At 57.2% G+C, this 23198-nt stretch carries 21 protein-coding genes; 10 read left to right on the forward strand and 11 right to left on the reverse strand.

The window, feature by feature from the left end; genetic code table 11:
* Window positions 1-4: 4 nt before the first annotated feature.
* The 4 genes from Q0915_RS21255 to Q0915_RS21270 form a co-directional block, all read right to left on the reverse strand.
* Window positions 5-961, reverse strand: coding sequence for a MoxR family ATPase (locus tag Q0915_RS21255; protein ID WP_299478427.1), 957 nt, complete (start codon window positions 959-961; stop codon window positions 5-7).
* Window positions 951-2282 carry a hypothetical protein gene (locus Q0915_RS21260; RefSeq protein ID WP_299478430.1) on the reverse strand — a complete coding sequence of 444 codons (1332 nt, stop codon included), beginning with the start codon at window positions 2280-2282 and terminating at the stop codon, window positions 951-953. The genes Q0915_RS21255 and Q0915_RS21260 overlap by 11 nt, the downstream gene beginning before the upstream one ends.
* Window positions 2279-2995: a DUF4129 domain-containing protein gene (locus Q0915_RS21265; protein WP_299478433.1), complete on the reverse strand. Its 717-nt coding sequence runs from the start codon at window positions 2993-2995 to the stop codon at window positions 2279-2281. The genes Q0915_RS21260 and Q0915_RS21265 overlap by 4 nt, the downstream gene beginning before the upstream one ends.
* Before the next feature lie 103 nt (window positions 2996-3098).
* Entirely contained in the window at window positions 3099-5891 is a 2793-nt protein-coding gene (locus Q0915_RS21270; protein ID WP_299478435.1) for a bifunctional aconitate hydratase 2/2-methylisocitrate dehydratase, read from the reverse strand.
* A gap of 445 nt (window positions 5892-6336) precedes the next feature.
* Between Q0915_RS21270 and acnA the strand changes: the two genes are divergently transcribed.
* From acnA to Q0915_RS21295, 5 genes are all read left to right on the forward strand, one after another.
* Entirely contained in the window at window positions 6337-9012 is a 2676-nt protein-coding gene (gene acnA, locus Q0915_RS21275; protein ID WP_299478438.1) for an aconitate hydratase AcnA, read from the forward strand.
* A 294-nt stretch (window positions 9013-9306) separates the two neighbouring features.
* On the forward strand, window positions 9307-11022 hold the full coding sequence (locus tag Q0915_RS21280) for a DUF1963 domain-containing protein (RefSeq protein ID WP_299478440.1): 1716 nt from the start codon (window positions 9307-9309) through the stop codon (window positions 11020-11022).
* A 45-nt stretch (window positions 11023-11067) separates the two neighbouring features.
* The gene (locus tag Q0915_RS21285; protein ID WP_299478443.1) at window positions 11068-11544 is read left to right on the forward strand and encodes a VOC family protein; all 477 of its coding nucleotides are present in this window, start codon (window positions 11068-11070) and stop codon (window positions 11542-11544) included.
* 342 nt (window positions 11545-11886) lie between these two features.
* Window positions 11887-12861: a hypothetical protein gene (locus Q0915_RS21290; protein ID WP_299478447.1), complete on the forward strand. Its 975-nt coding sequence runs from the start codon at window positions 11887-11889 to the stop codon at window positions 12859-12861.
* 66 nt (window positions 12862-12927) lie between these two features.
* Complete coding sequence (locus tag Q0915_RS21295; protein ID WP_299478450.1) at window positions 12928-13536, forward strand: hypothetical protein; 609 nt, start codon at window positions 12928-12930, stop codon at window positions 13534-13536.
* Window positions 13537-13554: 18 nt separating this feature from the next.
* On the opposite strand, the gene queF is transcribed toward Q0915_RS21295, so the two are convergent.
* Genes queF through queC form a run of 4 tightly spaced genes read right to left on the reverse strand, consistent with a single transcriptional unit; the run spans window position 13555 to window position 15854 of the window.
* Window positions 13555-14022: a preQ(1) synthase gene (queF, locus tag Q0915_RS21300; RefSeq protein WP_299478453.1), complete on the reverse strand. Its 468-nt coding sequence runs from the start codon at window positions 14020-14022 to the stop codon at window positions 13555-13557.
* Between the two features lie 38 nt (window positions 14023-14060).
* A complete protein-coding gene (gene queE / locus Q0915_RS21305; protein WP_299478456.1) occupies window positions 14061-14789 on the reverse strand; it encodes a 7-carboxy-7-deazaguanine synthase QueE in 729 nt (242 codons plus the stop codon).
* Complete coding sequence (gene queD / locus Q0915_RS21310; RefSeq protein WP_299478459.1) at window positions 14786-15172, reverse strand: 6-carboxytetrahydropterin synthase QueD; 387 nt, start codon at window positions 15170-15172, stop codon at window positions 14786-14788. Before queD ends, queE begins: the two co-directional genes overlap by 4 nt.
* A complete protein-coding gene (queC, locus tag Q0915_RS21315) occupies window positions 15165-15854 on the reverse strand; it encodes a 7-cyano-7-deazaguanine synthase QueC (RefSeq protein ID WP_299478462.1) in 690 nt (229 codons plus the stop codon). Before queC ends, queD begins: the two co-directional genes overlap by 8 nt.
* A 216-nt stretch (window positions 15855-16070) precedes the next feature.
* Here queC and Q0915_RS21320 point away from each other — a divergent pair, with 216 nt between their 5' ends.
* Together Q0915_RS21320 and Q0915_RS21325 are read left to right on the forward strand one after the other, a co-directional pair.
* Window positions 16071-16664 (forward strand): TetR/AcrR family transcriptional regulator, encoded by a 594-nt coding sequence (locus Q0915_RS21320; protein WP_299478465.1) that lies wholly within the window; start codon window positions 16071-16073, stop codon window positions 16662-16664.
* Window positions 16661-17308 (forward strand): hypothetical protein, encoded by a 648-nt coding sequence (locus tag Q0915_RS21325; RefSeq protein WP_299478468.1) that lies wholly within the window; start codon window positions 16661-16663, stop codon window positions 17306-17308. The genes Q0915_RS21320 and Q0915_RS21325 overlap by 4 nt, the downstream gene beginning before the upstream one ends.
* 40 nt (window positions 17309-17348) lie before the next feature.
* Here Q0915_RS21325 and Q0915_RS21330 read toward each other — a convergent pair whose 3' ends face one another.
* From Q0915_RS21330 to ispG, 3 genes are read right to left on the reverse strand one after another with little or no spacing between them, the layout of a single operon-like run.
* Window positions 17349-18101, reverse strand: a complete 753-nt coding sequence (locus tag Q0915_RS21330) for a DUF429 domain-containing protein (protein WP_299478470.1) — start codon at window positions 18099-18101, stop codon at window positions 17349-17351.
* Window positions 18079-18981: a pyridoxal kinase gene (pdxY, locus tag Q0915_RS21335; protein ID WP_366525309.1), complete on the reverse strand. Its 903-nt coding sequence runs from the start codon at window positions 18979-18981 to the stop codon at window positions 18079-18081. The genes Q0915_RS21330 and pdxY overlap by 23 nt, the downstream gene beginning before the upstream one ends.
* Before the next feature lie 23 nt (window positions 18982-19004).
* Window positions 19005-20264, reverse strand: a complete 1260-nt coding sequence (ispG, locus tag Q0915_RS21340) for a flavodoxin-dependent (E)-4-hydroxy-3-methylbut-2-enyl-diphosphate synthase (RefSeq protein ID WP_299478473.1) — start codon at window positions 20262-20264, stop codon at window positions 19005-19007.
* 245 nt (window positions 20265-20509) lie between these two features.
* On the opposite strand from ispG, the gene Q0915_RS21345 reads away from it, so the two are divergent.
* From Q0915_RS21345 to Q0915_RS21355, 3 genes are all read left to right on the forward strand, one after another.
* Window positions 20510-21289: a hypothetical protein gene (locus Q0915_RS21345; RefSeq protein WP_299478476.1), complete on the forward strand. Its 780-nt coding sequence runs from the start codon at window positions 20510-20512 to the stop codon at window positions 21287-21289.
* A gap of 102 nt (window positions 21290-21391) precedes the next feature.
* Window positions 21392-22279 carry a 4-hydroxy-3-methylbut-2-en-1-yl diphosphate synthase gene (locus Q0915_RS21350; RefSeq protein ID WP_299478479.1) on the forward strand — a complete coding sequence of 296 codons (888 nt, stop codon included), beginning with the start codon at window positions 21392-21394 and terminating at the stop codon, window positions 22277-22279.
* Window positions 22280-22406: 127 nt separating this feature from the next.
* On the forward strand, window positions 22407-23189 hold the full coding sequence (locus tag Q0915_RS21355; protein ID WP_299478481.1) for a 3-hydroxybutyrate dehydrogenase: 783 nt from the start codon (window positions 22407-22409) through the stop codon (window positions 23187-23189).
* The last annotated feature ends 9 nt before the right edge of the window (window positions 23190-23198 follow it).

The raw sequence follows: 23198 nt of genomic DNA on the forward strand, positions 1-23198 counted from the left end.
CGGATCAGCGTGGGGCCTCGATCTGGTTGAGGATGTTTTCCAGGACCTGGTCGGAACTGCGGCCTTCGATTTCAGCGGCAGGACCAAGCACGATCCGGTGCCGGAGTGCGGGAACAAACAACCGCTTGACGTCGTCCGGAATCGCAAAATCCCGGCCGTTGAGCGCCGCTGTCGCGCGCGTAGCACTCACCAGGGCATCGGCCGCACGTGTCGATGCGCCAAAGGCGATCTCCGAGTTCTCGCGTGTTGCCCGCACCAGGCGGAGAATGTAGGCGAGTATGTCGTCTTTCAGAATGATCCCGTCGACCAGAGCACGGGTTTCGGCAAGCGCGGCAGCATCAAGAACCTTGGACAAGTTCGCGGTTTCGAGACCGGATTCCAGCGGTTGCGCCGCATGTTGGCGCAGGATCGCCATTTCGATCGCCTCGGGTGGAAAGTCGATCACGAGCTTGAAGAGGAACCGGTCAAGCTGGGCCTCTGGAAGCGGATAGGTGCCCTGTTGCTCAATAGGGTTCTGGGTGGCCACAACGACGAATTCACTGCCGAGGGAATGATCGGTTCCATCGATGCTGACCGTGCGTTCGTTCATGGCCTGCAGAAGAGCTGCCTGGGTTTTTGGCGGAGCACGGTTGATTTCGTCTGCCAGAAGCACCTGTGAAAACACAGGCCCCTTGGTCAGGACGAAGTTGTTGGTGCGGAAATCGAAGATGGAGGTGCCGAGAACATCGCCCGGCATCAGATCCGGCGTGAACTGAATGCGGCCGAAGTCCAGGTCCAGTGCGGCCGCAAAGCTTCTGGCAAGGAGCGTCTTTGCGGTTCCGGGAGGTCCTTCGAGCAGGACGTGCCCGCGTGCGAACAAGGAGACCAACAGGAGGTCTATGATTTCGTCCTGACCGAGAACCGTTCGTCCGATCTCGGCCCGCAGGGCGTCTGTCCGTTGGCGGAGGACCTCAAGTGTCATGAGTGATTTGCTCCAAAACCTGTTCAAATTCATCAATCAGATGGATTGCCTCAGTCGCATGCGTGCGGACCGGCAATTGTCGAATATTTGCAAGGACCGATCTGAGCCGGGCTGCCTCATCAGGGTGCTGACGGTCCGCAAAGTGCAGAAACTCGTCTTCCTTTGCATAGTGGCCAGCATGGGCGGGACCAAACAGGGTCGCGGCAACGGCCGAAATGCGAGCGGAAACGTATTCGCGCACCAGTGCTCCGTCCTGTCCAGAGAGGCGTAACAACCGGGCCCGCGCCTCAATGGCCAGCGCCTTTCCGGCCCCCGAAGACGCACGGTCACGCAGTATCGGTCCATAGCGAAGCGATGCGCGCCAGAGGAACAAGACCAGCAGCAGACCGCCTCCAAGCCACAGGATAAGGAACGGCGGTCCGAAAAAACGGCTGAGATCGGCCCAGGTCCGCTCGCGTACCGGCTCCTGAAATGGATCGCGCAACCACGACGCCCTGCTGTAGTCGATCACGATGTTGCCCTCGTCGATGTTCGATGACAGGACATCAATTGCGATCCGGGCGTTGTCACCAAGGCGAAGGCCGTGATTGTTCAAAAGGTCCGGGTCGGACAGCACCAGAACACGTTCGCGTTCACCATCATCTGGATCTGTGCTGCGCGGCAGCGGACACTCGCCTAGGATCATCGCGTCCGAGCTTCCGATTAGCGGCGTACAGCCGGCGCTGCGGAACATCTGTGCCGCATAAAGATTTGCGCGAAGCCGGGTTCCGTCCCCGGACTGATAGCTGAACTCCGTAAACGGCGTTGTCGCATAAACCAGTTCGGGCGTGCCGCCGCCGGTGATCTCGTTCAGCGTGCGCTCGATCTGTTTCGGGTCGTTGAGCAGAACCGGGTGTGCGAGACCGGTCAGCCGCATCCCGCTTTTCCATTTGGGCAGCACGACGAGAGTCGGGACCCTTCGTGCTTTCGTCAGGATGACGTCGGTTGACAGGTCGTACTCATCCTGCTGCAGCAATAACTCTTCCTTGGTCGACGGTGGCGTGCGCGCGTTGTCCAGTGAGGTGTCGTAAACAGGCAGGATCAGCAGGTCGACAGTCGTCTGATCGATGGGCCAGCCGCCTGCAAAATTATACGATGTAACGTCGTTCGAGGTCAGCCAGATCTGCAAACCGTCGAGGCCGGCGGGCGAGCTGCGCAGCGATTGCTGACGTTGCGACATGACATACCAGAGCCCGGCAACGACAACGATGAGCACCGCGGCAATCATGAGAAATTCGATGCGCGGTCCGTTGGGCCGGGTTTCGGTGGATGTTGTGCTCATGCGCCTCCGGCTCCCAGTAGCTGCTGGCAGGAAGAGACATGGTTCCGGAATTCGTCTTCGGTGACATCGCGTCCCCCGAACTGAACGCGTTCACTGTTCAGAACCAATGTTCGCAGAACCGTATGCTGGGTCTGTTCGAGGGGGATGTGACCAAGGGTGTCGCGCGCTGTCCAACTGCGCTGCATCAATACGCCATGAGTGGAGGCCAGGGATGCCAGCACCTTCTGAGTGAGAAGGACAAGCGCCCGGCGCCGGTCTTCTATGCGCAGAATGTCGTTGAAAGAACCCAGTTTTTCAGCCCAGGCAGGCGTGTTTTGCGTGTTCGACCCGCGCTGGCTGCCGGGATTTTCCGCGTCCCGGTTAAGCGAAACCGCGATGTTCCCGCCAAAGCGCAGAACAACAAATACGATCCCTGCCAACACAAGACCGGCTATGATCGCCGAGATCCACCTGGCGCTGCCGACTTGCCCCGTACTGACTTCCGTCTCGCGGGTTTGCGGCGCGGGTTGTTGCTGTGTGTCCAGTTCCGGCGCCGGTGCGGTCGGGTCAAAATACGCGACATCGGAATCAATCCCGCGCAGACGGATCGACCGCAGATATTCGGTACCTGCTTCGCCGATTTCGACGGGCTCTTGAACCGCCTCCTGGGCGCTGGTTTGGAATACAGAGGCCGCGAAGCTGAAAATGCATGCAATCAGAAATAAACAACGCATGCCGTTTGATAGCGGGAACCGGTTAACGGCGCAATAATCGTTAGCGGCCGAAGTGCCGAAAAGTTTGTCCGGCAGCGGCGTCAATCCGCCGCTGCCGACAGTCTTAGAAGTGGACCGATTTTGTGTCCAAAGGCTTTTGCAGGGGCGGTGCGAATTTGGTCAGGTCGATACCCTCGACTGCTGTCTTGTATTCGTCCACGGTCGGTGTTCTGCCGAGGATTGCGGAGAGAACGACAACGGGTGTCGATGCAAGCAGGGATTCGCCCTTCTTGTCGTCGGAGTCCTCGACAACACGGCCTTTGAAAAGACGCGTCGATGTTGCAAGCACCGTGTCGCCCTTCGCTGCCTTCTCCTGGTTGCCCATGCAAAGGTTACATCCGGGCCGTTCCAGATAGAGAATGTTCTCGTATTCGACGCGAGCGGCCTGTTTCGGTGCCGTATCGTCGAATTCGAAGCCGGAATATTTCTGCAGGACGGCCCAGTCGCCTTCCTCCTTGAGCTCATCGATGATGTTGTAGGTCGGTGCGGCGACGACAAGAGGTGCCTTGAACTCGACGCTGCCGGAGTCCTTCTCAAGGTTCTTCAGCATCTGCGCGACGATTTTCACGTCGCCCTTGTGCACCATGCAGGAGCCTACAAAGCCGAGATCCACTTTCTTCTCGGCATTGTAGTGGGAAATCGGCCGGATCGTATCGTGCGTGTAGCGCTTGGAGATATCGGCGTTGTTGACGTCCGGATCCGCGATCATCGGCTCGTTGATCTCGTCGAGGTCGACAACGACCTCCGCGAAATACTTGGCGTTGGCATCTGGCGACAGTGCCGGCTTTTCTCCGGACCTGACTTCCGCGATGCGCTGTTCGGCGATGTCGATCAAGCCCTGCAGCATCCGGTTTTCATTGTCCATGCCCTTGTCGATCATGGTCTTGATGCGGGCTTTGGCGATTTCGAGGGATTCAATCAGCGTTTCGTCTTCGGAAATGCAGATGGATGCCTTGGCCTTCATTTCGGCGGTCCAGTCCGTGAAGGTGAAGGCCTGGTCAGCCAGCAACGTTCCGATATGTACCTCGATGATCCGTCCCTGGAAGACGTTGTCTCCGAACTGCTTCAGCATCTGTGCCTGGGTCGCGTGAACGACGTCGCGGAAATCCATGTGATCCGCCATGGCGCCCTTGAAGGTCACTTTTACGGATTCGGGGACCGGCATGGTTGCTTCGCCGGTGGCAAGCGCGAGTGCAACCGTGCCGGAGTCAGCGCCGAAGGCGACGCCTTTTGACATGCGCGTGTGGGAGTCCCCGCCGATGATGATGGCCCAGTCATCCACTGTGATGTCGTTCAGGACCTTGTGGATGACGTCCGTCATGGAGTGGTAGACGCCCTTTGGGTCGCGCGCCGTGATCAGGCCGAACCTGTGCATGAAGGCCATTAGTCTCGGCGTGTTGGCCTGCGCTTTCAGATCCCAGACCGAAGCTGTGTGACAGCCGGACTGGTAGGCACCGTCGACGGTCGGCGAGAGAACGGTCGCCGCCATTGCTTCGAGTTCCTGGGATGTCATCAGCCCGGTGGTGTCCTGCGAACCGACAATGTTCACCTCGACCCTGACATCGGACCCGGCATGGAGAACCGTACCTGGTTTCACACCGACAGCATTCTTGTTGAAGATCTTTTCAACCGCTGTCAGGCCCTGGCCTTCGTGGGACACGACCTTGGACGGTGCGAAAGCGGATTTCAGTTCGATGCCGAGAGCGTCTGCGGCAAAGCTCTGCAGTTTCTTGCCGAACACGATCGCATACGATCCGCCGGCCTTGATGAACTCGAGCTTCTGCGGCGTAAAGGAAGAAGCGACATCGACGAGTTCGTCTCCGCCCTCGCCGTTCAGAAGCTTCTTCGTCCTGGTGTTGATGGTCAGGACGGTTCCGGTCTCGACAGAGTATTTCTGTTCAAGGACAGGGTTTCCGTCGTTGTTCAGAATTGGGTTGCCGTCGTCATCCAGCTTCTTGACCCAGTTTTTCAGGTCGATACCGATGCCACCGGTAACGCCGACAGTCGTCAGGAAGATCGGAGAAATGCCGTTCGTGCCAGCGACAATCGGGGCAAAATTCACAAACGGGACATAGGGGCTGGCCTGTTGCCCGGTCCACAGGGCGACGTTGTTGACGCCGGACATCCGCGACGAACCGACACCCATCGTGCCTTTTTCGGCAATCAGCATTACCTGCTTGTCCGGATGCTGCAGCTTCAGCGCCTGAATTTCCTCCTGGGCTCTCTCGGAAATCATGCATTTGCCATGCAGTTCACGATCGGCGCGGGAGTGGGCCTGGTTTCCGGGTGACAGAAGATCCGTGGAGATATCGCCTTCCGCTGCGATATAGGTAACGACCTTGATTTCCTCGTCAATCTCCGGAAGCTTTGTGAAAAATTCCGCGTTGGCGTAGCTCTCGACGATGTCTTTGGCAATTTCATTGCCGGCGTCCAGTGCTTCTTTCAGGCGGCTGGTATCCGCGTCGTAAAGGAAGACCTGTGTTTTCAGTACTTCGGCTGCGTTCCGGGCAATTGTCTTGTCTTCGCCGAGGGCGAGGTCAAGGAGGACTTCAACCGACGGGCCGCCTTTCATGTGCGACAGGAGTTCGAAGGCGAATGCGGCCGAGATTTCTTCGACTACCGAATTGCCAAGAATGATTTCTTTGAGAAACTTCGCTTTTTCACCTGCGGCGCTCGTCGTGCCGGGCAGCGTGTTGTAGATGAAGAACTTCAGGGAGTCCTGCCGGTGCTCGTTTCCCGCTTCCTTGATCTGAGCGACGATCTCTTTCACTAGGCCACCGTCATCAATGGGCTTCGGATGCAGGCCCTGGTCTTTGCGTGTTTCGATTTCTTGCAGGTAGTCTGAATACAAGCTCATGATGGGTCCCGGCGTTCTGACATTGATTGAAGCTTGATCACCGGATCACGGTCTAACTGGCGTGCCGGAACAAGCTGGTTGAGCGAGGTCTTAGTTCAGTATACAATGGTATGCAATATCTTTCTGTTCAATAGTTATGGGTCTTTTTCAGGGCTCGCATACCTGGTTGTCCTGACTTCGCTGGCAAGCGCTCTAAATGGACGGAGATACAACACGATCAATTCTGATCAGGCCGGAAACGTGCTGTCTGGCGATCAAGGCCAAAGATTGGTATAGGGGCGACGCATCCAATTGCGGTGGCGAAGGAGGGAGAGGCTCTCAATCGCATCCCCGCGAACATACGCCGGGCGAGACCCTTGACGGTCACCGTTCGGTGCCAAGAGAGATTATGCCAGGCCGGAGCAGATTTGACCGGACCTGCGGACAATTCAGGAGATCGCGCGCCGTGACCCAGTCCCTCGACAGTTTCAAAGCCAAGACAACCCTTCAGGTTGGCGACAAGACCTACACCTACTTTTCAATTCCCGAAGCGGAAAAAAATGGCCTGGAAGGCGTCTCCCGGCTTCCGTTTTCACTGAAGGTCGTTTTGGAAAATCTTCTGCGCTTCGAAGACGGGCGCTCGGTCACGAAGGATGACATCCTTGCCTGTGCGGAATGGCTCAAGACGAAGAAATCCTCGCAGGAGATTTCCTACCGTCCCGCGCGTGTCCTGATGCAGGACTTCACCGGTGTTCCGGCGGTCGTAGACCTCGCCGCGATGCGCGATGCCGCCGTGAAACTCGGTGGCGACCCGGAGAAGGTCAATCCGCAGGTGCCCGTCGACCTGGTTATCGACCACTCGGTCATGGTCGACTATTTCGGCACCAAAGACGCGTTCAAATTGAACGTGGACCTTGAATACGAGCGCAACCGGGAACGCTACGAATTCCTGCGTTGGGGCCAGTCGGCGTTTGACAATTTCCGCGCCGTGCCTCCCGGAACGGGCATCTGCCACCAGGTGAACCTGGAGTATCTTGCCCAGACCGTCTGGACCAGGGAAGAGGGCGGTGAAACCGTCGCCTATCCGGACACGCTGGTGGGGACCGATTCCCATACAACGATGGTCAACGGGCTTGCGGTTCTCGGCTGGGGTGTCGGCGGCATCGAGGCGGAAGCTGCCATGCTCGGCCAGCCGATTTCCATGCTGATCCCGGAAGTCATCGGCTTCAAGCTGTCCGGCCAGTTGAATGAGGGCATTACCGCGACCGACCTCGTGCTGCGGGTGGTTGAAATGCTCCGCCAGAAGGGTGTCGTCGGCAAGTTCGTCGAATTTTACGGGCCTGGCCTCGACAACCTGAGCCTTGAAGATGCGGCCACAATTGCCAATATGGCGCCGGAATACGGTGCGACCTGCGGCTTCTTCCCGGTCGACCGCGAGACGCTCAAATACCTTGAGGCGACCGGACGCGACAAGGATCGGGTTGCCCTCGTCGAAGAATATTCCAAGGCGCAGGGCATGTTCCGCGCAGGCGGCGAAGAACCGGAATTCAGCGATACGCTGGAGCTCGACATTTCCACCGTCGTACCGTCGGTTTCCGGTCCGAAGCGCCCGCAGGACCGTATCAACCTCTCCGACGCGGCTACCGGCTTTGCCAAGACCATGGCGGACGAATTCAAGAAAGCGGATGAGTTGACCAAGCGTGTTGCCGTCGATGGCAAGGACCACGACCTTGGCAACGGCGATGTGGTGATCGCCGCGATTACCTCGTGCACGAACACGTCGAACCCGTCCGTTCTTATCGGGGCGGGACTTGTGGCGCGTAACGCGCTGAAGAAGGGCCTCGACGTCAAACCGTGGGTAAAAACATCGCTGGCGCCAGGTTCCCAGGTGGTGACTGATTATCTGGAAAAAGCGGGTCTCCAGGACGATCTCGACGCGCTCGGGTTCGATCTTGCAGGTTATGGCTGCACCACCTGTATCGGCAATTCCGGCCCACTCGACCCGGCAATCTCGGCCGCCGTCAATGACAATGACCTGATTGCCTGTTCCGTGCTCTCCGGAAACCGCAACTTCGAAGGCCGCGTCAACCCGGACGTGCGCGCCAACTACCTGGCGTCGCCACCGCTCGTCGTCGCTTACGCGATCGCCGGCAGCCTGAACGTCAATATCACTGAAGATCCGCTCGGCGAAGACCAGGACGGCAATCCGGTCTATCTGAAAGATATCTGGCCGACCACGGAGGAGATTACCGATCTGATCCGGTCCTCGATCAGCGAAGACATGTTCCGCGACCGCTATGGTGATGTGTTCAAGGGCGACAAGCAGTGGCAGAACATCAAGGTTGAGGGCGGGCTGACCTATGGCTGGCCTGTGTCCTCCACCTATGTCCAAAACCCGCCTTACTTCGAAGGCATGACGATGGAGCCGGCACCGCTTGAGGATATTGAGAATGCAGCCGTGATGGGCCTGTTCCTGGATTCCATTACGACAGACCACATCTCACCAGCCGGTGCCATCAAGTTCGACAGCCCGGCGGGCACATATCTGTCCCAGCATCAGGTCGCACAAAAGGATTTCAACTCCTACGGATCGCGCCGTGGCAACCACGAAGTCATGATGCGCGGCACTTTCGGCAATATCCGCATCAAGAACCAGATGGTGCCGGGCGTCGAAGGTGGCGTCACCATGAAGGACGGCAAGAAAGAGTGGATCTACGATGCCTGCATGGAATACAAGGAAGCCGGCACGCCGCTGGTGATCTTTGCGGGCAAGGAGTACGGCACCGGCTCGTCCCGTGATTGGGCAGCTAAAGGCACCAAACTGCTGGGTGTGCGCGCCGTGATCACACAGTCGTTCGAGCGTATCCACCGGTCCAACCTTGTCGGTATGGGCGTCATTCCGCTGACCTTCAAGGACGGCGAGAGCTGGCAGTCTCACGGTATCAAGGGTACAGAGCGCGTGACCATCAAGGGCATTGCAGACATCAAACCGCGTCAGATGATGGATGTCGAAGTTACCTACGCGGACGGCACCACCAAAACCATCGAGTGCCTGTGCCGTGTGGATACCGAGGACGAGCTGGAATACATCAAGGCCGGCGGCATCCTGCACTATGTGCTTCGGAACCTTGTCAGCAGCTAACCGGCAGGCAAATAAAAGCTTTTTGAACGGGCCTTTCGGGGCCCGTTTTTCGTACAACCTGGAGCTGCTGTTTGATTGTGTTGTGTGTACTATTTAATTTACTGTCACTTAATAACTTGCAGTAAAAATCATGCATGAATCCTGTTATATTTGGAACATAGCATGCCAGAGAACCTATATAGCGAAGCGGGACTTGTATTTATCGCAGGCTTAACTCTCATTTTAATGATTTTTATTACAATAATCTGGTTGCTTTTATCTAAAATTTTTAGCTTTATTCCACGCAGCGCTCAATTGCGCCCAGCGTCGCCAGGCTTTGTCGTGCGCGCCGACCGTATTCAGGACGTGCTTGAAAACACCAATAACCGAACCGTACGCCGGGTCAAAAAGCCCGCCGCAGAAGCCCTTTACCGGCAAGCTGCAGCGCAGGAAGAGCCGGTCGCCGCATCGGCATTCGATGCACCCGAGGCCACAAGCGCATCCATTCAGACAGATGTGCAGGACCTTCCCGGCGCGGTTCTGGAAACGGTCTCGGTCGTGCTCCGCCGGCAAGTGCCGATACGTGGCGACGAAGCGCCGCGTTCGTGGTTCGGTGGATTGCCGATGATGCCTGAGAACGTTCCGTGGCCGACGTCGATCTCGCGTGATCAGCCACAAAAGGGGGAGTTTCCCTTGCATTTTCTGGCGCAGCTGTCCTGTGCGGACCTGCCGGAAGATCTTTGGGGCGGCCTGGGACCACGCAGCGGCTGGCTGTTGTTCTTCTTCGACCCGAATTCCTGTGAGCCGGAAAGCGGGGGCGAGGGCTACAGAGTGATTTATACAAAGACGCTTGGAGCGGAGCGGCAAGCGCCGGCGGACCTTGGGCCCGTCTATGACGGCACGTATTCCGGGCCGCAATACCGCCATCTGGAAGGTGTGGATGCAATACCCGACACGTGGCGCCGCTGGCCGGTCGATTTTGTGACGGTCCCGAACTCGGTTGTCGAGGACGGTGAGTTCGCGCGGGTGACACCGGAACACTTTGAAAAAACGCTTTATCCAGGTGAGGCACACTCCGATAGCGAGCGCCCACCGGTTCCGGATCCATTCACGCAGCGAATGGTTCTTGCCGTCCTCAAATCCATCGAAACGCGCCTTGGAAAGCAGCCACTCAAACCGGCTTTGCCTGACACAGTGCTGGACGGGCTGCGCGATGCCGAGGTCTTTCAAGCACTTAAGGTCGACACTTCCGATCTTGAGGAAAAGATAGAGGCACTTCAATCGAGTTTGCAGAACTTTGGAGAGCCTGATGATGCGGAAATCGACAGCAAGGAGGTCGATGACGCAAGGAACCGGCTTGCGGACCTGAAGGACCGCCTTGAGAGCGGGCTCAGGCTGACAGCGTTGCTGGCCCGCTATCCGTCAGCCGAAGCGCTTCAGGACTATCAGCGCGACTCTGGTACCGCCAACAACAGTTGGCGCGAGAGTGCCTTGCGGGATCTGCGGGATATGATCGGTCAGGTCCGCTCGCAGGATCTGGACAGAAGCGTTACGCCCGCTGACTGGGACAACATCAAAAACTATTTGCAGGAAACAGGAACGCGATATTTCAATTTCTTCGATCTCGGTCAGCTAAGGGATCCGAGTTCCAGGTATTCCGCGCTCGAGAAGAAAGTGACGCTGTGGGATCTTTACGATGCCAACTACGTGCAACTTTGGGAGTTTGTCGCCGACTATTACGCAGACCCGGGGCGCCGCGCGCTCATTCCGGCGGAGACACTTCGCGGTTTCGTGCCTTACTGGCGTCAGCTTCGACAGAACCGTCCCCACAGGGTGGGTGGTGAGTTCGACGCCCTGCAGTCCAGTCCCAAGGCCGGACCAACTGACAGGTTGCTGCTTTTGCATCTTGCCGGCGATGTTGCCATGAACTGGACATGGGGGGACGCCGGCATTGTCTATTTCCGGATTTCACCGCAAGATCTGGCGACCGGCAGTTTTGAGAACACCGAGGCTGTGCTCGAGTGCTACTAGAACGCCGGGATCTCTCGCAAGTCATTACAGCGCGGAGGCCGGAAAATGACACAAACCACATCACCCAAGATATCTCACATTGCACCCGTTCTCAGGGTAAAAGACCTTGCCGCTTCGCTGGCCTACTACCGCGACGGTCTTCTGTTCAAAGTTGCGTTCGAGTGGGCGGATAACGAGGGCGACCCGATACGCTATGCCGTTCTGGAGCACGGAAAATCGGGCATTCATCTGACACAGAGCGATGCACCCGGCGGCACCACCGCCTATTGCTTTGTCGAAGATATCGATGGCTACCATGCGCTCGCGAAGTCAGCGGGGGCGAACATCACCGAGGATATCGACGATCAACCATGGGGCATGCGCGAATTCGAAACCCGGGATCCGGACGGGAATGTCCTCATTTTCGGCGAGCACAAGGACAACATCGCCGAACGTAACGCGCCCAAGCACAAACACCTGAAAGACAGCTTCTGGTATCACGGCATCCTGCACCCGCACGATCACACCGAATCGCAGAACTGACGATCCCGTGCCAAGGGCGAATTCAATTGTCGGCCCAAGGGTGTGTGCGGGTTCCGGCTATCCCGAAACAGGCATCTGTGCCGCTTCCCTGGGTTGAACACAGGATCGATTACTCGGTTTACGACCTGAAGGAAATCATAGGTAGATAGCGCTCCAGGTTTCCGGTGAAATACGCGGCAGCCGTGATTGTGGTCTGGCCGCGCCGGAATGTGCGGCGCCGGTCGCCTGGACATGCGTCATGCGGAACGGGAATCGAGACGATTCCTGCTTGCCGCTTCGTCCGGGGATTGGCTACGCTTGCGGCTGTAGTCGTGGATGCCTGCAAATGACAGGAGCCGATTTATGTGGGATTTCGATTTTTCACGTGCCGTCGGACTGATGGTACGAACATTTCCATATCTGATTTTCAGAGTGATAGTTTATGGCGGCATTGCCGTTGCCTATGTTGTCGTGACCGGATTTGGAGCCGGTATCGGCTACGGCCTCGGATGGTTCGGCGGTCCGGACTCGCAGGCCGGATTTGCCTTCTGGGGCGGCCTGATCGGTTTCGGTCTGACCGCCACCGCGATCTACCTGCTGCGCGAATATCTTCTTTACACCGTCAAGGCCGGGCACATCGCGGTTCTGGTGGAACTCATGGACGACAGAGAATTGCCGGACGGGCAGGGCCAGGTCGCCTATGGCGCCAGCGTGGTCAAGGAGCGTTTCGTCCAGTCGAGTGCGCTGTTCGGTCTCGATCAGCTTGTCAAAGGTGTGATCCGCGCGATCAGCGGCGTTGTCGAGGGCGTTGCGTCGATCCTGCCGATCCCTGGGCTGAACGGTCTCGTCTCGCTTTTCAGGGCCTTCATGAAGGTGGCTGTCGGATTTGTCGACGAGGTTATTCTTGCTCATGCAATCCGGACACTATCCGACAATGCCTGGGCATCGGCGCGCGAGGCGCTTGTTCTTTATGGTCAGAATTACCAGGCGATGCTGAAGAATGCTGCCTTTATCGCGCTCTTCACCTACATAATCGCAATTCTTGTTTTCCTGTTCATGCTGGCGCCTGCTGCCGGTCTCGTCTATCTGATGCCGGGCTCGTGGAGCGCAGGTGGTCTTGTGTTTGCCATCATTTTTGCCTGGGCCGTCAAGGCTGCGGTGCTCGAGCCACTCGCTATCACGCTGATGATGCAGGTATTCTTCAAGGTGACGGAAGGCCAGACGCCGAACCCGGAATGGGACGCAAAGCTGTCGCAGATGTCGGACAAGTTCGTCGAGATCAAGGACAAGGCTTTCGAAGGAACCCGGCCCGGTGGTGCTGCCGCTCCCGCTGAATGAGGTTGGCGCAGAATGGAAAACCGGCAAGGATAGAGTTTCAGGTCCGAATTTTTTAAGGGGTTGCCAATGAGGACTTTCAAGACTCCGATCGGCTGTGCCGCCGTGATCCTTGCCGGGCTTTCACAGCCTGCTTTCGCCGATGCCTGCAGCAATCGCTTCACGGAAATTTACATGCAGCTCGACCAGGGCGTTCCGACGAAAACGGTTGCGAAGACCCAATTCAAGGGCGCTCCGGCAACGGTGAATGATTTTCTCTATCTCAGCCAGGATCATCACATGACGGTGCCGACCGATCCGGCGGGCCCCTGGGTGCTGACCTATCAGAACGTCATGTATCAGTCGCCGGATGAGGGCAAGACCTGGAGCAAAGTGCGAGATCTCGACAGCGCGCAGAATGCGGATGGCGCAATCGCGGCTAAAAAGACAAATGCGGAAACCATCCGTAATGCGGAGTGCGGCGAAGACACCATCGATGGCATTCCCCTGGAAAAGATTGCGGCAGACCTGACGGTCAGTCAGGGCATGGTCACGGAAAACCGTTACACATACTGGCTGACGCGTGACGGTGGGTTCATCGTAAAGGCCATCTACGAGACGACCGCGCCCAATTTCGAGATGGTGACGACCCAGACGATCGAGCCGGCACCGGAGCTATCTCTACCGACTCCGGAGTAAGGGTCGGCTTAAGCCGGCTCACCCCCGCCCGCGATAAGGGGCAACACCCTGCTCGGGGATCCAGACACCCTCGGGGGCCGGGCCGGTCTGGTAAAAGACATCGATCGGTATGCCGCCGCGCGGGTACCAGTACCCGCCGATCCGGAGCCACGCCGGGTCGAGCAGTTTCACCAGACGTTTGGCGATGGACACGGTGCAGTCTTCGTGAAAGGCACCGTGATTTCGAAACGAGCCGAGAAAGAGTTTCAGTGATTTGCTCTCGACCAGAAAGGCATCCGGCACGTAGTCGATCACAAGATGCGCGAAATCCGGAGCACCGGTGATCGGGCAAAGTGAGGTAAATTCCGGCGCGACGAAACGCACCATATAGGGCGTGCCGGCCTGGGGGTTCGGAACCTTTTCCAAAACCGCCTTGTCCGGATCTTCGGGAAGCTCTGTCGATGCGCCAAGCTGGGTCAGGTTTTCGTAAATGTTGTCTTCGGACATGGGTCTTTCCTTTTGACGAACGGTGGTCGGCTTGGCGCTCAAACGCCCCGCAAATTGCCCCAAATCAGCGTGTGCAGCTGCGGCAGCACGGTTGCGGAGTACAGCCGGTCGGTGGAAACCTTGTCCACCAGCCAGCGCATGCGCTCCATGATGCCCGACATATCGATCGCACCGTTTTCTTCGTCCGGGTGTGGAGGTGTGTGATTTCCGGGCTGAAGAAAAAGTGGAAGCTCAGGGTAGCGCGCGGCGGCGTCTCGCGCGAAGGCGTAGTCCTCGTCATCGAAGATCACGACTTTCATCACGATCCGTGCAACCGGGCCCGCTGCCTCGAGACACTCGGCCAGCTTCTGCCAATCTGTAGTCATGCCGCTGGAAGGGGGCTTGGGGCTGAGTGTCAGCGTGTCCAGCATGGCGAACCAGTCCCGGGCAATGCTGCCCTGGGTTTCCAGCGCGAACCTATAGCCTTCCTGCCGTCCCAGTTCGATCAGACCGCCGAGCGGCTGAATGGCCGGGTTGCCGCCGGAAAGGGATACGATCAACGGCTTTCCGCCAGACAGGATGTCGACTTGCATCATGATGGCCGCCGGTGACATCGGCAGCCATTCGTCCCGATATGCGCTGTCGACGGCATGCAGCGTGTCGCACCAGCTGCAGCGGTAGTCACATCCCCCGGTCCTCACGAATACGGTTGGCTGACCGATCAGGGCGCCTTCGCCCTGAATGGTCGGGCCGAAGATTTCGTTGACACGAATGGTCTCATGAGTCATCGGCCTGCCTCCAGGGGCACATATGCCAGCGGCCGGAATTCGGCGCAGGTCTTCGGCGTTTCCCTGACCCGAACCGCCATTGTTTCCACCCACTCGGCCTTGCACCAATCGTAAAGGTGCTTCGCCAGACGCTCTGCCGTCACGCAGTCATCTCCCAGAACGTCATTGAGATGTCGGTGGTCGAGCGTGTCGTCGATATACGTCTTCAACGCTTTCAGCTCGTTGTAGTCGCGCACGAAGCCGACGGCGTTCAGTTCATTGGAGGCCAGCTCGACCTCGACAACATAATTGTGTCCGTGAAACCGCGCACAGGGATGGTCTTCTCCAAGCCCGATCAACTGGTGGGAAGCGGAGAAGTGGAACTCCTTGGTGATTCTAAACATTGCAGGCGGCCTTCCAGAAGTCCGTGTCCGCATAGGCCGTCGGATCGATACCATTTGCCAGGTGAAAAGCTTCCCGCCGCTCGACGCATGTTCCGCATCGGCCACAATGGGTTTCACCGCCCTTGTAGCAGGACCAGGTCTTTCGATAATCAACGCCCAGACGCAGGCCTTCGGCCGCGATATCCGCCTTGCTGACGTGAACGTAGGGCGTGACGAGGCTGATCTCCGCGTAGCCGTCGAGGGCATAGCGCTGCATTGTCTCGAAGCTGGATGTGAAGGCCGGACGGCAATCAGGATAGATGAAATGATCGCCACCATGGACGGCCGTCGCAACGGCATTGGCACCGCGTGAGGCGGCAATGCCGTAGGCAATGGTGAGCATGATTGCGTTGCGGTTCGGCACAACGGTGACTTTCATGGTGTCTTCGGCATAGTGCCCATCGGGAACGTCGACGTCATCGGTAAGCGCCGAGCCGGTGAGCTGGCGGCCGATGTTTTCGATATTCATGAGGATATGCTCGGTGTTGAGCTCGTCTGCGCAGGTGCTGGCAAAATCCAGTTCCTTGCGATGCCGCTGGCCATAGTCGAATGAGATCAGGCCAACAAGCTCATGATCTTGCGCAATTTTGTGCGCAAGGGTGACGGAATCCATTCCGCCGGAACAGATGACAAGTGTTTTCAACGATATAGTCCCTTGTTTTCGCTGTGAACGTCCGTTGAGACGCTCGTCACCGGGTAGGCTGCGACCGGTGGCTCACCTTCAATGAGCGGCGCGCCTTTTAGCAGGTTCTGGCGAAAAGGGAAGGGCTGAGCCCTTCAGAGGGTTGAAACAGCGCTGTTGACATTTCTTTGCGAGTGTATAGAAATAATTACTATGCAGTCGTAGAGAAATAGATTCATGGCCCGTCCAAAGAGCTACATCGTTGAAGAGGTTGTCGAGCGCGTGGTCTATGCGTTCTGGCAAAACGGCTATCAGGCACTTGGCCTCAGAGAACTTGAGCGCCTGACAGGCCTCAATCAGTTTGCTATCCGGACCGAGTTCGGCGGCAAGGAGGGGCTCTATCTCGCGGCCCTGGATTTCTACACCCAGAGCGCAGTCACAACCGCTATGCAGCCGATGAGAGATGGCGGTTTGCCGGAGATCATTGGTTTCCTGAATTCACTGGTCACGGACGGCTCGATGACATCGAGCGAGTACGGATGCCTGGTCGTGAATACGGGGATCGAAAATGCCAGGGTCGGCAGCCCTCGGCTTGAACAAGCGGTCAGGCGCTACTGGGACGAACTGGAAAGCTGTTTTCGGGCGTGCCTGCAAAAGGCGCTCTCAGAAGGCAAGTTGGATCCGTCGATTGATGCATCCTCGGTGGCAAAGGGGCTGGTGTCCGGTGTCATGGGCGTACATGCACAAAACCGGCTGGACCAGTCAAACCGGGCCGGGCGTTTCCTTGTCGATGTCCTGTGCAATCAACTCAAATCCATGGAGAAATCATGACAAAACGCAAGGCTTCGCTTGAGCGCGTCGAAGGTCATGACACCCTCTGGACTATCCGGAAAGGAAATCTGAGATGCATCATTGTCGGTCTGCCCGATGGCGGTGTCTGTCTTTATAGTCCGGTTGAAAAGATCAGCGGGATGGTCGCTGAAACGCACGACGTCAGATTTCTGCTGGCACCCAATCACTATCACAACAAGGCGGTTTCCGAGCATGTTCAGGTGTTTGGCGAGGCAAGACTCGTATGCACCGATGCGGCACGTCCACGGCTCGACAAGATAACCGGTCAACGTTTCGAGACGTTGTCCTCACTCGCCGATGCGCTCCCGGATAATGTGGAATTTGCCGAACCTGAGGGGCTCAAGACGGGAGAACTCTGGCTGGTGGTTCGCACGGGCAATGAGCTTGCCTGGATCGTTACCGATGCTTTTTGCGGACTTCAGGACAAAGAAGACGAAACGTCCCGTCCGGGTTTTCTGAAGACCTTTCCGAAGTACGGCTTGCAGGACAAGGCGCTCTTTTCCGACTGGGTGCGCGCGCGGCTCGAAACGGCAAGTCCGACCATGATCATTCCCTGTCACGGGGAGATTGTGCGTGGGCCTAGCCTTCGCACGGATTTGGAAAACCTGCTCAAAACACTTTGAATTGGGCGCATTGTAACTGTCCGGTGAGAATGTCAGTTCTTCAAGCCCAGATCGCCATCCGCAATCCGCGCTCGTCCCGCCGGTAGGATGTCGGAAACGGTTCGGCCTGGCCCAGCAGGCACCTCTCCGCAATCAGACTGTTTGCGGCGGCATCGAGGAGATCATCCCGGCCACATCCCTTTGGCGGTTTCTGGTCGAGAAATGACTGCGGCAGCCCTTTGGACACCAGCAAGTCGCGGCGCTGATCGAGACCGTCGGGGTTCGGGCGGCTTTTGACTTTCTTTGGCAAGCTCATTTCTCTGCCGCCATTCAGCCGCCAGAAGGCAAGTTCCGGATGCACTTCGAAGACGCGTTCTTCCAGTTCCGGTGTCATAAGTTCATCGATTTCCCGGATTTTCGGAAACAGAAAGAAGCACTGTTTGGAGACTTTCTTAGGCGGGGAAGACGTCTGGAGTGCGGTTGCACAAGCGTCTCTGTAGTCTGTTTCATAAACCGAGGCGCGTGAGGGCACGGTGAAGACAGACGATTGACGCTCGCCCAGGTGTTTACGTGCGGCTTTTTCCGGACCGCGACCCTCCGGAGAAATAAAGTCCGGCAAGCCGATCGGCATATCGACCGCGATGATGCTGAGGAAGGGATCGGCCGCTAGAATATCCCAAAAGGACGGAAACACCTTGAGCACCGGATTGTCGGGATCGGTCCGGTTCCGCATGACAGCAACCCAGCCTGCCTTGCAGCCGTCAACGCCGGCAAGCCAGACGTCGCCACCGTCAGGCACGGGCTTTGGTTTCAACAACGCGCCGGGATGTCACAAGAGCCATCGCTCGTACGACCGACTGCTGTTCTTCGGCAAACAGCAGTTCGTTCGCGCCTTTTTTCACGCTTCTGGCCACAAGCTCGAAAACCGACGCGGACGCCCGTTTCAGGGCCTCTTCATCGTTGAAACCGGCAAGAGAATTGGCCAGGAACAAACCTGCGATCAGATCGCCCGTACCGTGCGGCGGCTTTTCGATCGCCGCGTGTTCTGCAGCAACCGCACCCCGCGGACCGGCCAGAAGGTTGGCAATTGCATTGCGGCGTAGCGCTGGCGAGGACGTGATCAGCACCCTTTTGTTTCCAAGCGTCCGCGCCGCGGAAAGCGCCTGAAGCTCGCCCTCGATTTCACGGTTCGTCAGCCAACCGAGTTCGAAGGAATTCGGGGTCACGATGTCCGCAAGGGGTACCAGCTTATCTCGGATTGCCTCGGCCGTGGCCTTCGGCACGTAGAGCCCGCCGCCGCCTGCACCGTGATGGTCGCCGATCACCGGGTCACACAGATAGGGGGCGTCCGGGTTCGCCGTCTTGACGGCTTTTATGAGCTTTGCAATCGGGCCGGCCTGTTCCGCAGCACCAAGATAACCGGACATGATCCCGCCCAGGTCCGCAAGTTTCGGCGAACTGGCAAGATCTTCGGCGATCGAAGAAAAATCGTTTTCGGATACGACGATCCTGGTCCCCTTGCCGTGACCGGGATGCCATGGCAGCAGGATTGTCGGCAGGAACCAGACATCGTGCCCGATCCGCTCCAGGGCAAAGGTCAGTCCGCGTCCGCTGATGCCGCCGTTGACCACCTGGGAGGTGATCACGAGAAGCGGCTTTTTCCGAGGCTCGGGCACGCCCGGCTGTTGCATCATGATCAAAACCTTAAAGTGCCGGATCAGGCAGCGTCGGAGGACGATTTTGTCCTGGTGCCATACCGCTTCTCGATATAGTCCAGAACCATCTGCTTGAAGTCGTCGGCTATGCCTTCGCCGCGGAGCGTCGTAACTTTCTGGCCGTCGACAAATACAGGTGCTGACGGTGTTTCGCCGGTGCCCGGCAGCGAAATGCCGATATCGGCATGCTTGGATTCGCCGGGGCCGTTCACGATGCAGCCCATAACCGCGACATTGAGATTTTCGACGCCGGGATATTGCTCGCGCCATGCCGGCATGGAGGTCCTGATGTGATCCTGGATGTCGCTTGCCAGTTCCTGGAAAACGGTCGACGTGGTTCGCCCGCAGCCGGGGCAGGCGGCAACGACGGGAACGAACGCCCGAAAGCCCATCACCTGCAAAAGTTCCTGTGCCACCTGTACTTCGCGCGTTCGGTCGCCGCCCGGCTCTGGTGTCAGGGACACCCGAATGGTGTCGCCGATGCCTTGCTGCAGCAAAATGCCCATGGACGCGGCGGATGACACAATCCCCTTGGTGCCCATGCCAGCTTCGGTGAGGCCAAGGTGGAGTGCGTAGTCGCAGCGCCGGGCGAGATCAGCATAAACGGCGATCAGGTCCTGGACCTGGCTGACCTTGGCCGACAGGATGATCTTGTCGCGGCCCATGCCAAGACCCTCGGCTCGTTCCGCGGACAGGAGGCCAGATTGAATGATCGCTTCGCGCATGACAGCAGCAGCGGAAACAGGAGCTTCGCTTTCTGCGTTTTCGTCCATGAGCCTGGTGAGCAGCTCTTGGTCGAGCGAGCCCCAGTTGACACCGATACGGACCGGCTTGTCGTGCTTCAACGCGATATCGATGATTTGCGAGAACTGCGTGTCGCGCTTGGCCTTGAAGCCGACATTGCCCGGGTTGATCCTGTATTTGTCGAGTGCGGCAGCGCAGTCGGGATAATCCGTCAGCAGTTTGTGGCCGATATAGTGGAAATCGCCAACCAGCGGCACATCGATGCCGATCCGTTCGAGCCTCTCCTTGATACGCGGCACCTGGGCCGCGGCTTCAGGCCGGTCGACGGTGATGCGCACGATCTCAGAACCTGCGCGCGCTAGGGCGGCGACCTGGGCAACCGTTGAATCTGCGTCGGCGGTGTCCGTATTGGTCATGGACTGGACGACGATCGGAGCTTCACCGCCAACCTCGACATTGCCGACCATGACACCGACGGATTTGCGGCGCGGCAGGGGATTTGCGAAATCATCAATCATGACTGGAACCAACCGGTTTTGCGCATTCACCCACCATATGAGGGAAATTGGCTCAACTTTCCAGCTTTGGATTGAAGGTGTTGGTGAAAAAGATCGATCACCCACCAAGTCGTTTTAGTTTCTTCAAGCGGACGTTGCAAATTTTAGTGTCAATCGGCTTTCTTTCCCGCTTAAATGAGTGAGAGTATTTGATCGGGCTGCGAATGCTGGGTGATTCGATATTTTCTTAATTTGGCTTTGATCTTATGGATTTCAACAAAATTGACGGGAAGCCAGGATTGTACCTGGTCTGTTTCGCAGTATTGTCGTTGATGATTTTTTGCGCCAATTTCTACTTCTATTCATTTCTTGTCAGAATTATTCATTGGTTGGGAGATGGTTTTTCGTTTTATTTATATTCATTTCCAATTTACTTTATTTCCTCGATTGTTGTTTTGAGTGTATCCTATGTGGTTTTTTCGCGAACGCTTTGGGGGGCAAGTCGACTAAGCTTAGGGATCGTTGCCAGATATCTGGTTGCGTATAGCGTATTTGTGGTTTTGATTTTCATTTTGACGCGCTACCCGGTGAGCATGGCGAGCGGTTTCCTGACGCAATCGCTCGAAGGCTACACTGAAGAACTTTCGGTAAGCCGCACACGATTTGTCCACTTCGTTACTGGCGTTGTTCTATTGATATTTGGATGCCTGTTCGCGCCCTTTTTCTTTCGGATTTCCTTTATATTTCCGTCCGCGATTGTGCATCGTTCCGTAAATATCCTGTCCGCTTTCAGCCGGTCGCGCGGAATGGGCCGTTCCATGGCTTTGGCAATAGGTGCCTATGCCGTACCATATTGGCTCATTTTCAAATTGTTGCCAGCAGTGAGCGGGAGTCTGGCAGACCTGCTGACAATAGATGCCTTCGATTGGGCGTTTGGAGTGGCTGAGGCCACATTCGCTGCGGCCTTGATCCTTTATTCGTTAAGGGTAATTGCCCAGGCATTCAATTCGACGACAATAGGTGTACTCGACGAGACATGGGACTAGCAGGCTGCAATCTGTTCGATTGATTTACTCGGAGGTTCAAGATGCTTTTGCCAAGTCCTAACATCACAAATTGAGACAAATGCTCAAAACCGGAGTCAGGCCATGTTCATCACTGTTCTGGAACGTTCAGTCTCCCTTGCGCAACACAATATCGGGACGCTGTTCAGGACCGGATGGGCCTATATCCTGCTGCTTCTGGCGCTCAACTTTGCCATTGGTTCGTCACTGATGCCCGAAAGCGGGTTTACCACCGTTTCCTATATGACCGAGCCTGTCGCCCAGGCCGATGAGGGCGCTTTGCGGGCGATTGCGGCAATAGCCAACTTGATCGTCGGGTTTTCCATTGCGATTGCCTATGTTCGCCGGATACTGATCGACGCGCGCGATTTTCCGGTCACGTTCGGAAAACGAAACATCAACGTCATCCTCTACCAGATCGTGCTCGGGCTCATCGGTTTTCTGTCCCTGATCCCGCTCATCATCGTGTCCTCGATCCTGGCCGCGCTGACAGCCGGATTCGGGCTTCTGCTGATGTTCCTCGCGCCCTTTATCGCTCTGATGGTGGTTCAGAAATTTTCCGTCGTATTGCCTGCTGCGGCCGTCGACGACCCGCTGACCCTGAAGGAGAGTTGGCGGGCGACATCCGGTCTTGGCTGGGCAATGGCATTCGCCGCGCTCATCATGAGCCTGCTTGCCGGTTTCCTGGCGCTTGCCTGGGGATTTCTTCTGAGCGTCAGCGACGGATTGCTTCCGGCAAATGATCTGTGGCAGCAAATCCGTTCCGCGATTTTTCCGATGGGAACGATGCTGATCCTAGTCTGGGTTTTTTCCAGCCTGCACGCAACATTTTATGGACTGATCCGGGAGCGTTTCGCCGAAAGGCTGGGCCTACGCGAGGAAGACTACGTCCAAGCCGATGCCCAGAGACAGGTTTCGCGCGAACGTGCCCAAAAAGCACTTTCGGGAGCGCGCCGGATGAAGAGGCGCTGACGCCGTTCGGCAAAGGACAGACGCAGCGATCCATTCGGTTCATCACTTTTCTTCATTGTGATGTTGCAGTGCGGCGATAACTGGTGAAATGTTGCACCAGATAATTTCGTCTTCCGGGAGACCCCTTATGCTTGCCAACAAAACCGCCGTCGTTACCGGTTCAACGTCCGGTATCGGACTTGGCTGCGCCCGCGCCTTTGCCGAGCAAGGTGCCAATGTCGTTATCAACGGTCTTGGTGATGCTAACGAAATCGAAGCGACACGAGCCGCGATCGAGGCCGATTTTGGCGTGCGGTGTACCTACTCCCCCGCAAACATGCTCAATGGTGATGAGATCGCCGCGATGATCGCGGATGCTGAAAAGGCCTTCGGGTCCGTCGATATCCTCGTGAACAACGCCGGTATTCAGTTCGTGTCCCCAGTCGACGAGTTTCCGGTTGAGAAGTGGGACGCGATTATCGCTATCAACCTGTCTTCGGCCTTTCACGCCATCCGGGCCGCTCTTCCGGGCATGAAGCAGCGCGGTTGGGGCCGGATCATCAACACTGCGTCCGCACATGCCCTGGTGGCTTCGCCCTACAAGTCAGCCTATGTTGCCGCAAAGCACGGCATCGCAGGGCTTACGAAAACCGTCGCGCTTGAAGTTGCGGAACAGGGCATCACCGTAAACGCCATCTGCCCGGGTTATGTCTGGACGCCTTTGGTCGAGGCCCAAATTCCCGACACGATGAAGGCGCGCAACATGACCGAAGAGCAGGTGAAAAAAGACGTCATGCTGAAGGCGCAGCCCACCAAGGATTTTGTCACTGTCGAGCAGGTCGCGGGATATGCGGCGTTTCTGTGCTCCGATACGGCATCGTCGATCACAGGATCCGTGCTGCCGATCGACGGGGGCTGGACCGCGCAATAATTGCTGATC

The sequence above is a fragment of the uncultured Roseibium sp. genome (assembly GCF_947494555.1).
Lineage (GTDB): Bacteria > Pseudomonadota > Alphaproteobacteria > Rhizobiales > Stappiaceae > Roseibium.

Excerpts from the sequence above, each read along its gene's own strand:
- Q0915_RS21255 (WP_299478427.1), bottom strand. The coding sequence starts at position 961 with ATGACACTTGAGGTCCTCCGCCAACGGACAGACGCCCTGCGGGCCGAG.
- Q0915_RS21260 (WP_299478430.1), bottom strand. The coding sequence starts at position 2,282 with ATGAGCACAACATCCACCGAAACCCGGCCCAACGGACCGCGCATCGAA.
- Q0915_RS21265 (WP_299478433.1), bottom strand. The coding sequence starts at position 2,995 with ATGCGTTGTTTATTTCTGATTGCATGCATTTTCAGCTTCGCGGCCTCT.
- Q0915_RS21270 (WP_299478435.1), bottom strand. The coding sequence starts at position 5,891 with ATGAGCTTGTATTCAGACTACCTGCAAGAAATCGAAACACGCAAAGAC.
- Q0915_RS21285 (WP_299478443.1), top strand. The coding sequence starts at position 11,068 with ATGACACAAACCACATCACCCAAGATATCTCACATTGCACCCGTTCTC.
- Q0915_RS21290 (WP_299478447.1), top strand. The coding sequence starts at position 11,887 with ATGTGGGATTTCGATTTTTCACGTGCCGTCGGACTGATGGTACGAACA.
- Q0915_RS21295 (WP_299478450.1), top strand. The coding sequence starts at position 12,928 with ATGAGGACTTTCAAGACTCCGATCGGCTGTGCCGCCGTGATCCTTGCC.
- queF (WP_299478453.1), bottom strand. The coding sequence starts at position 14,022 with ATGTCCGAAGACAACATTTACGAAAACCTGACCCAGCTTGGCGCATCG.
- queE (WP_299478456.1), bottom strand. The coding sequence starts at position 14,789 with ATGACTCATGAGACCATTCGTGTCAACGAAATCTTCGGCCCGACCATT.
- queD (WP_299478459.1), bottom strand. The coding sequence starts at position 15,172 with ATGTTTAGAATCACCAAGGAGTTCCACTTCTCCGCTTCCCACCAGTTG.
- Q0915_RS21320 (WP_299478465.1), top strand. The coding sequence starts at position 16,071 with ATGGCCCGTCCAAAGAGCTACATCGTTGAAGAGGTTGTCGAGCGCGTG.
- Q0915_RS21325 (WP_299478468.1), top strand. The coding sequence starts at position 16,661 with ATGACAAAACGCAAGGCTTCGCTTGAGCGCGTCGAAGGTCATGACACC.
- pdxY (WP_366525309.1), bottom strand. The coding sequence starts at position 18,981 with ATGATGCAACAGCCGGGCGTGCCCGAGCCTCGGAAAAAGCCGCTTCTC.
- ispG (WP_299478473.1), bottom strand. The coding sequence starts at position 20,264 with ATGATTGATGATTTCGCAAATCCCCTGCCGCGCCGCAAATCCGTCGGT.
- Q0915_RS21345 (WP_299478476.1), top strand. The coding sequence starts at position 20,510 with ATGGATTTCAACAAAATTGACGGGAAGCCAGGATTGTACCTGGTCTGT.
- Q0915_RS21350 (WP_299478479.1), top strand. The coding sequence starts at position 21,392 with ATGTTCATCACTGTTCTGGAACGTTCAGTCTCCCTTGCGCAACACAAT.
- Q0915_RS21355 (WP_299478481.1), top strand. The coding sequence starts at position 22,407 with ATGCTTGCCAACAAAACCGCCGTCGTTACCGGTTCAACGTCCGGTATC.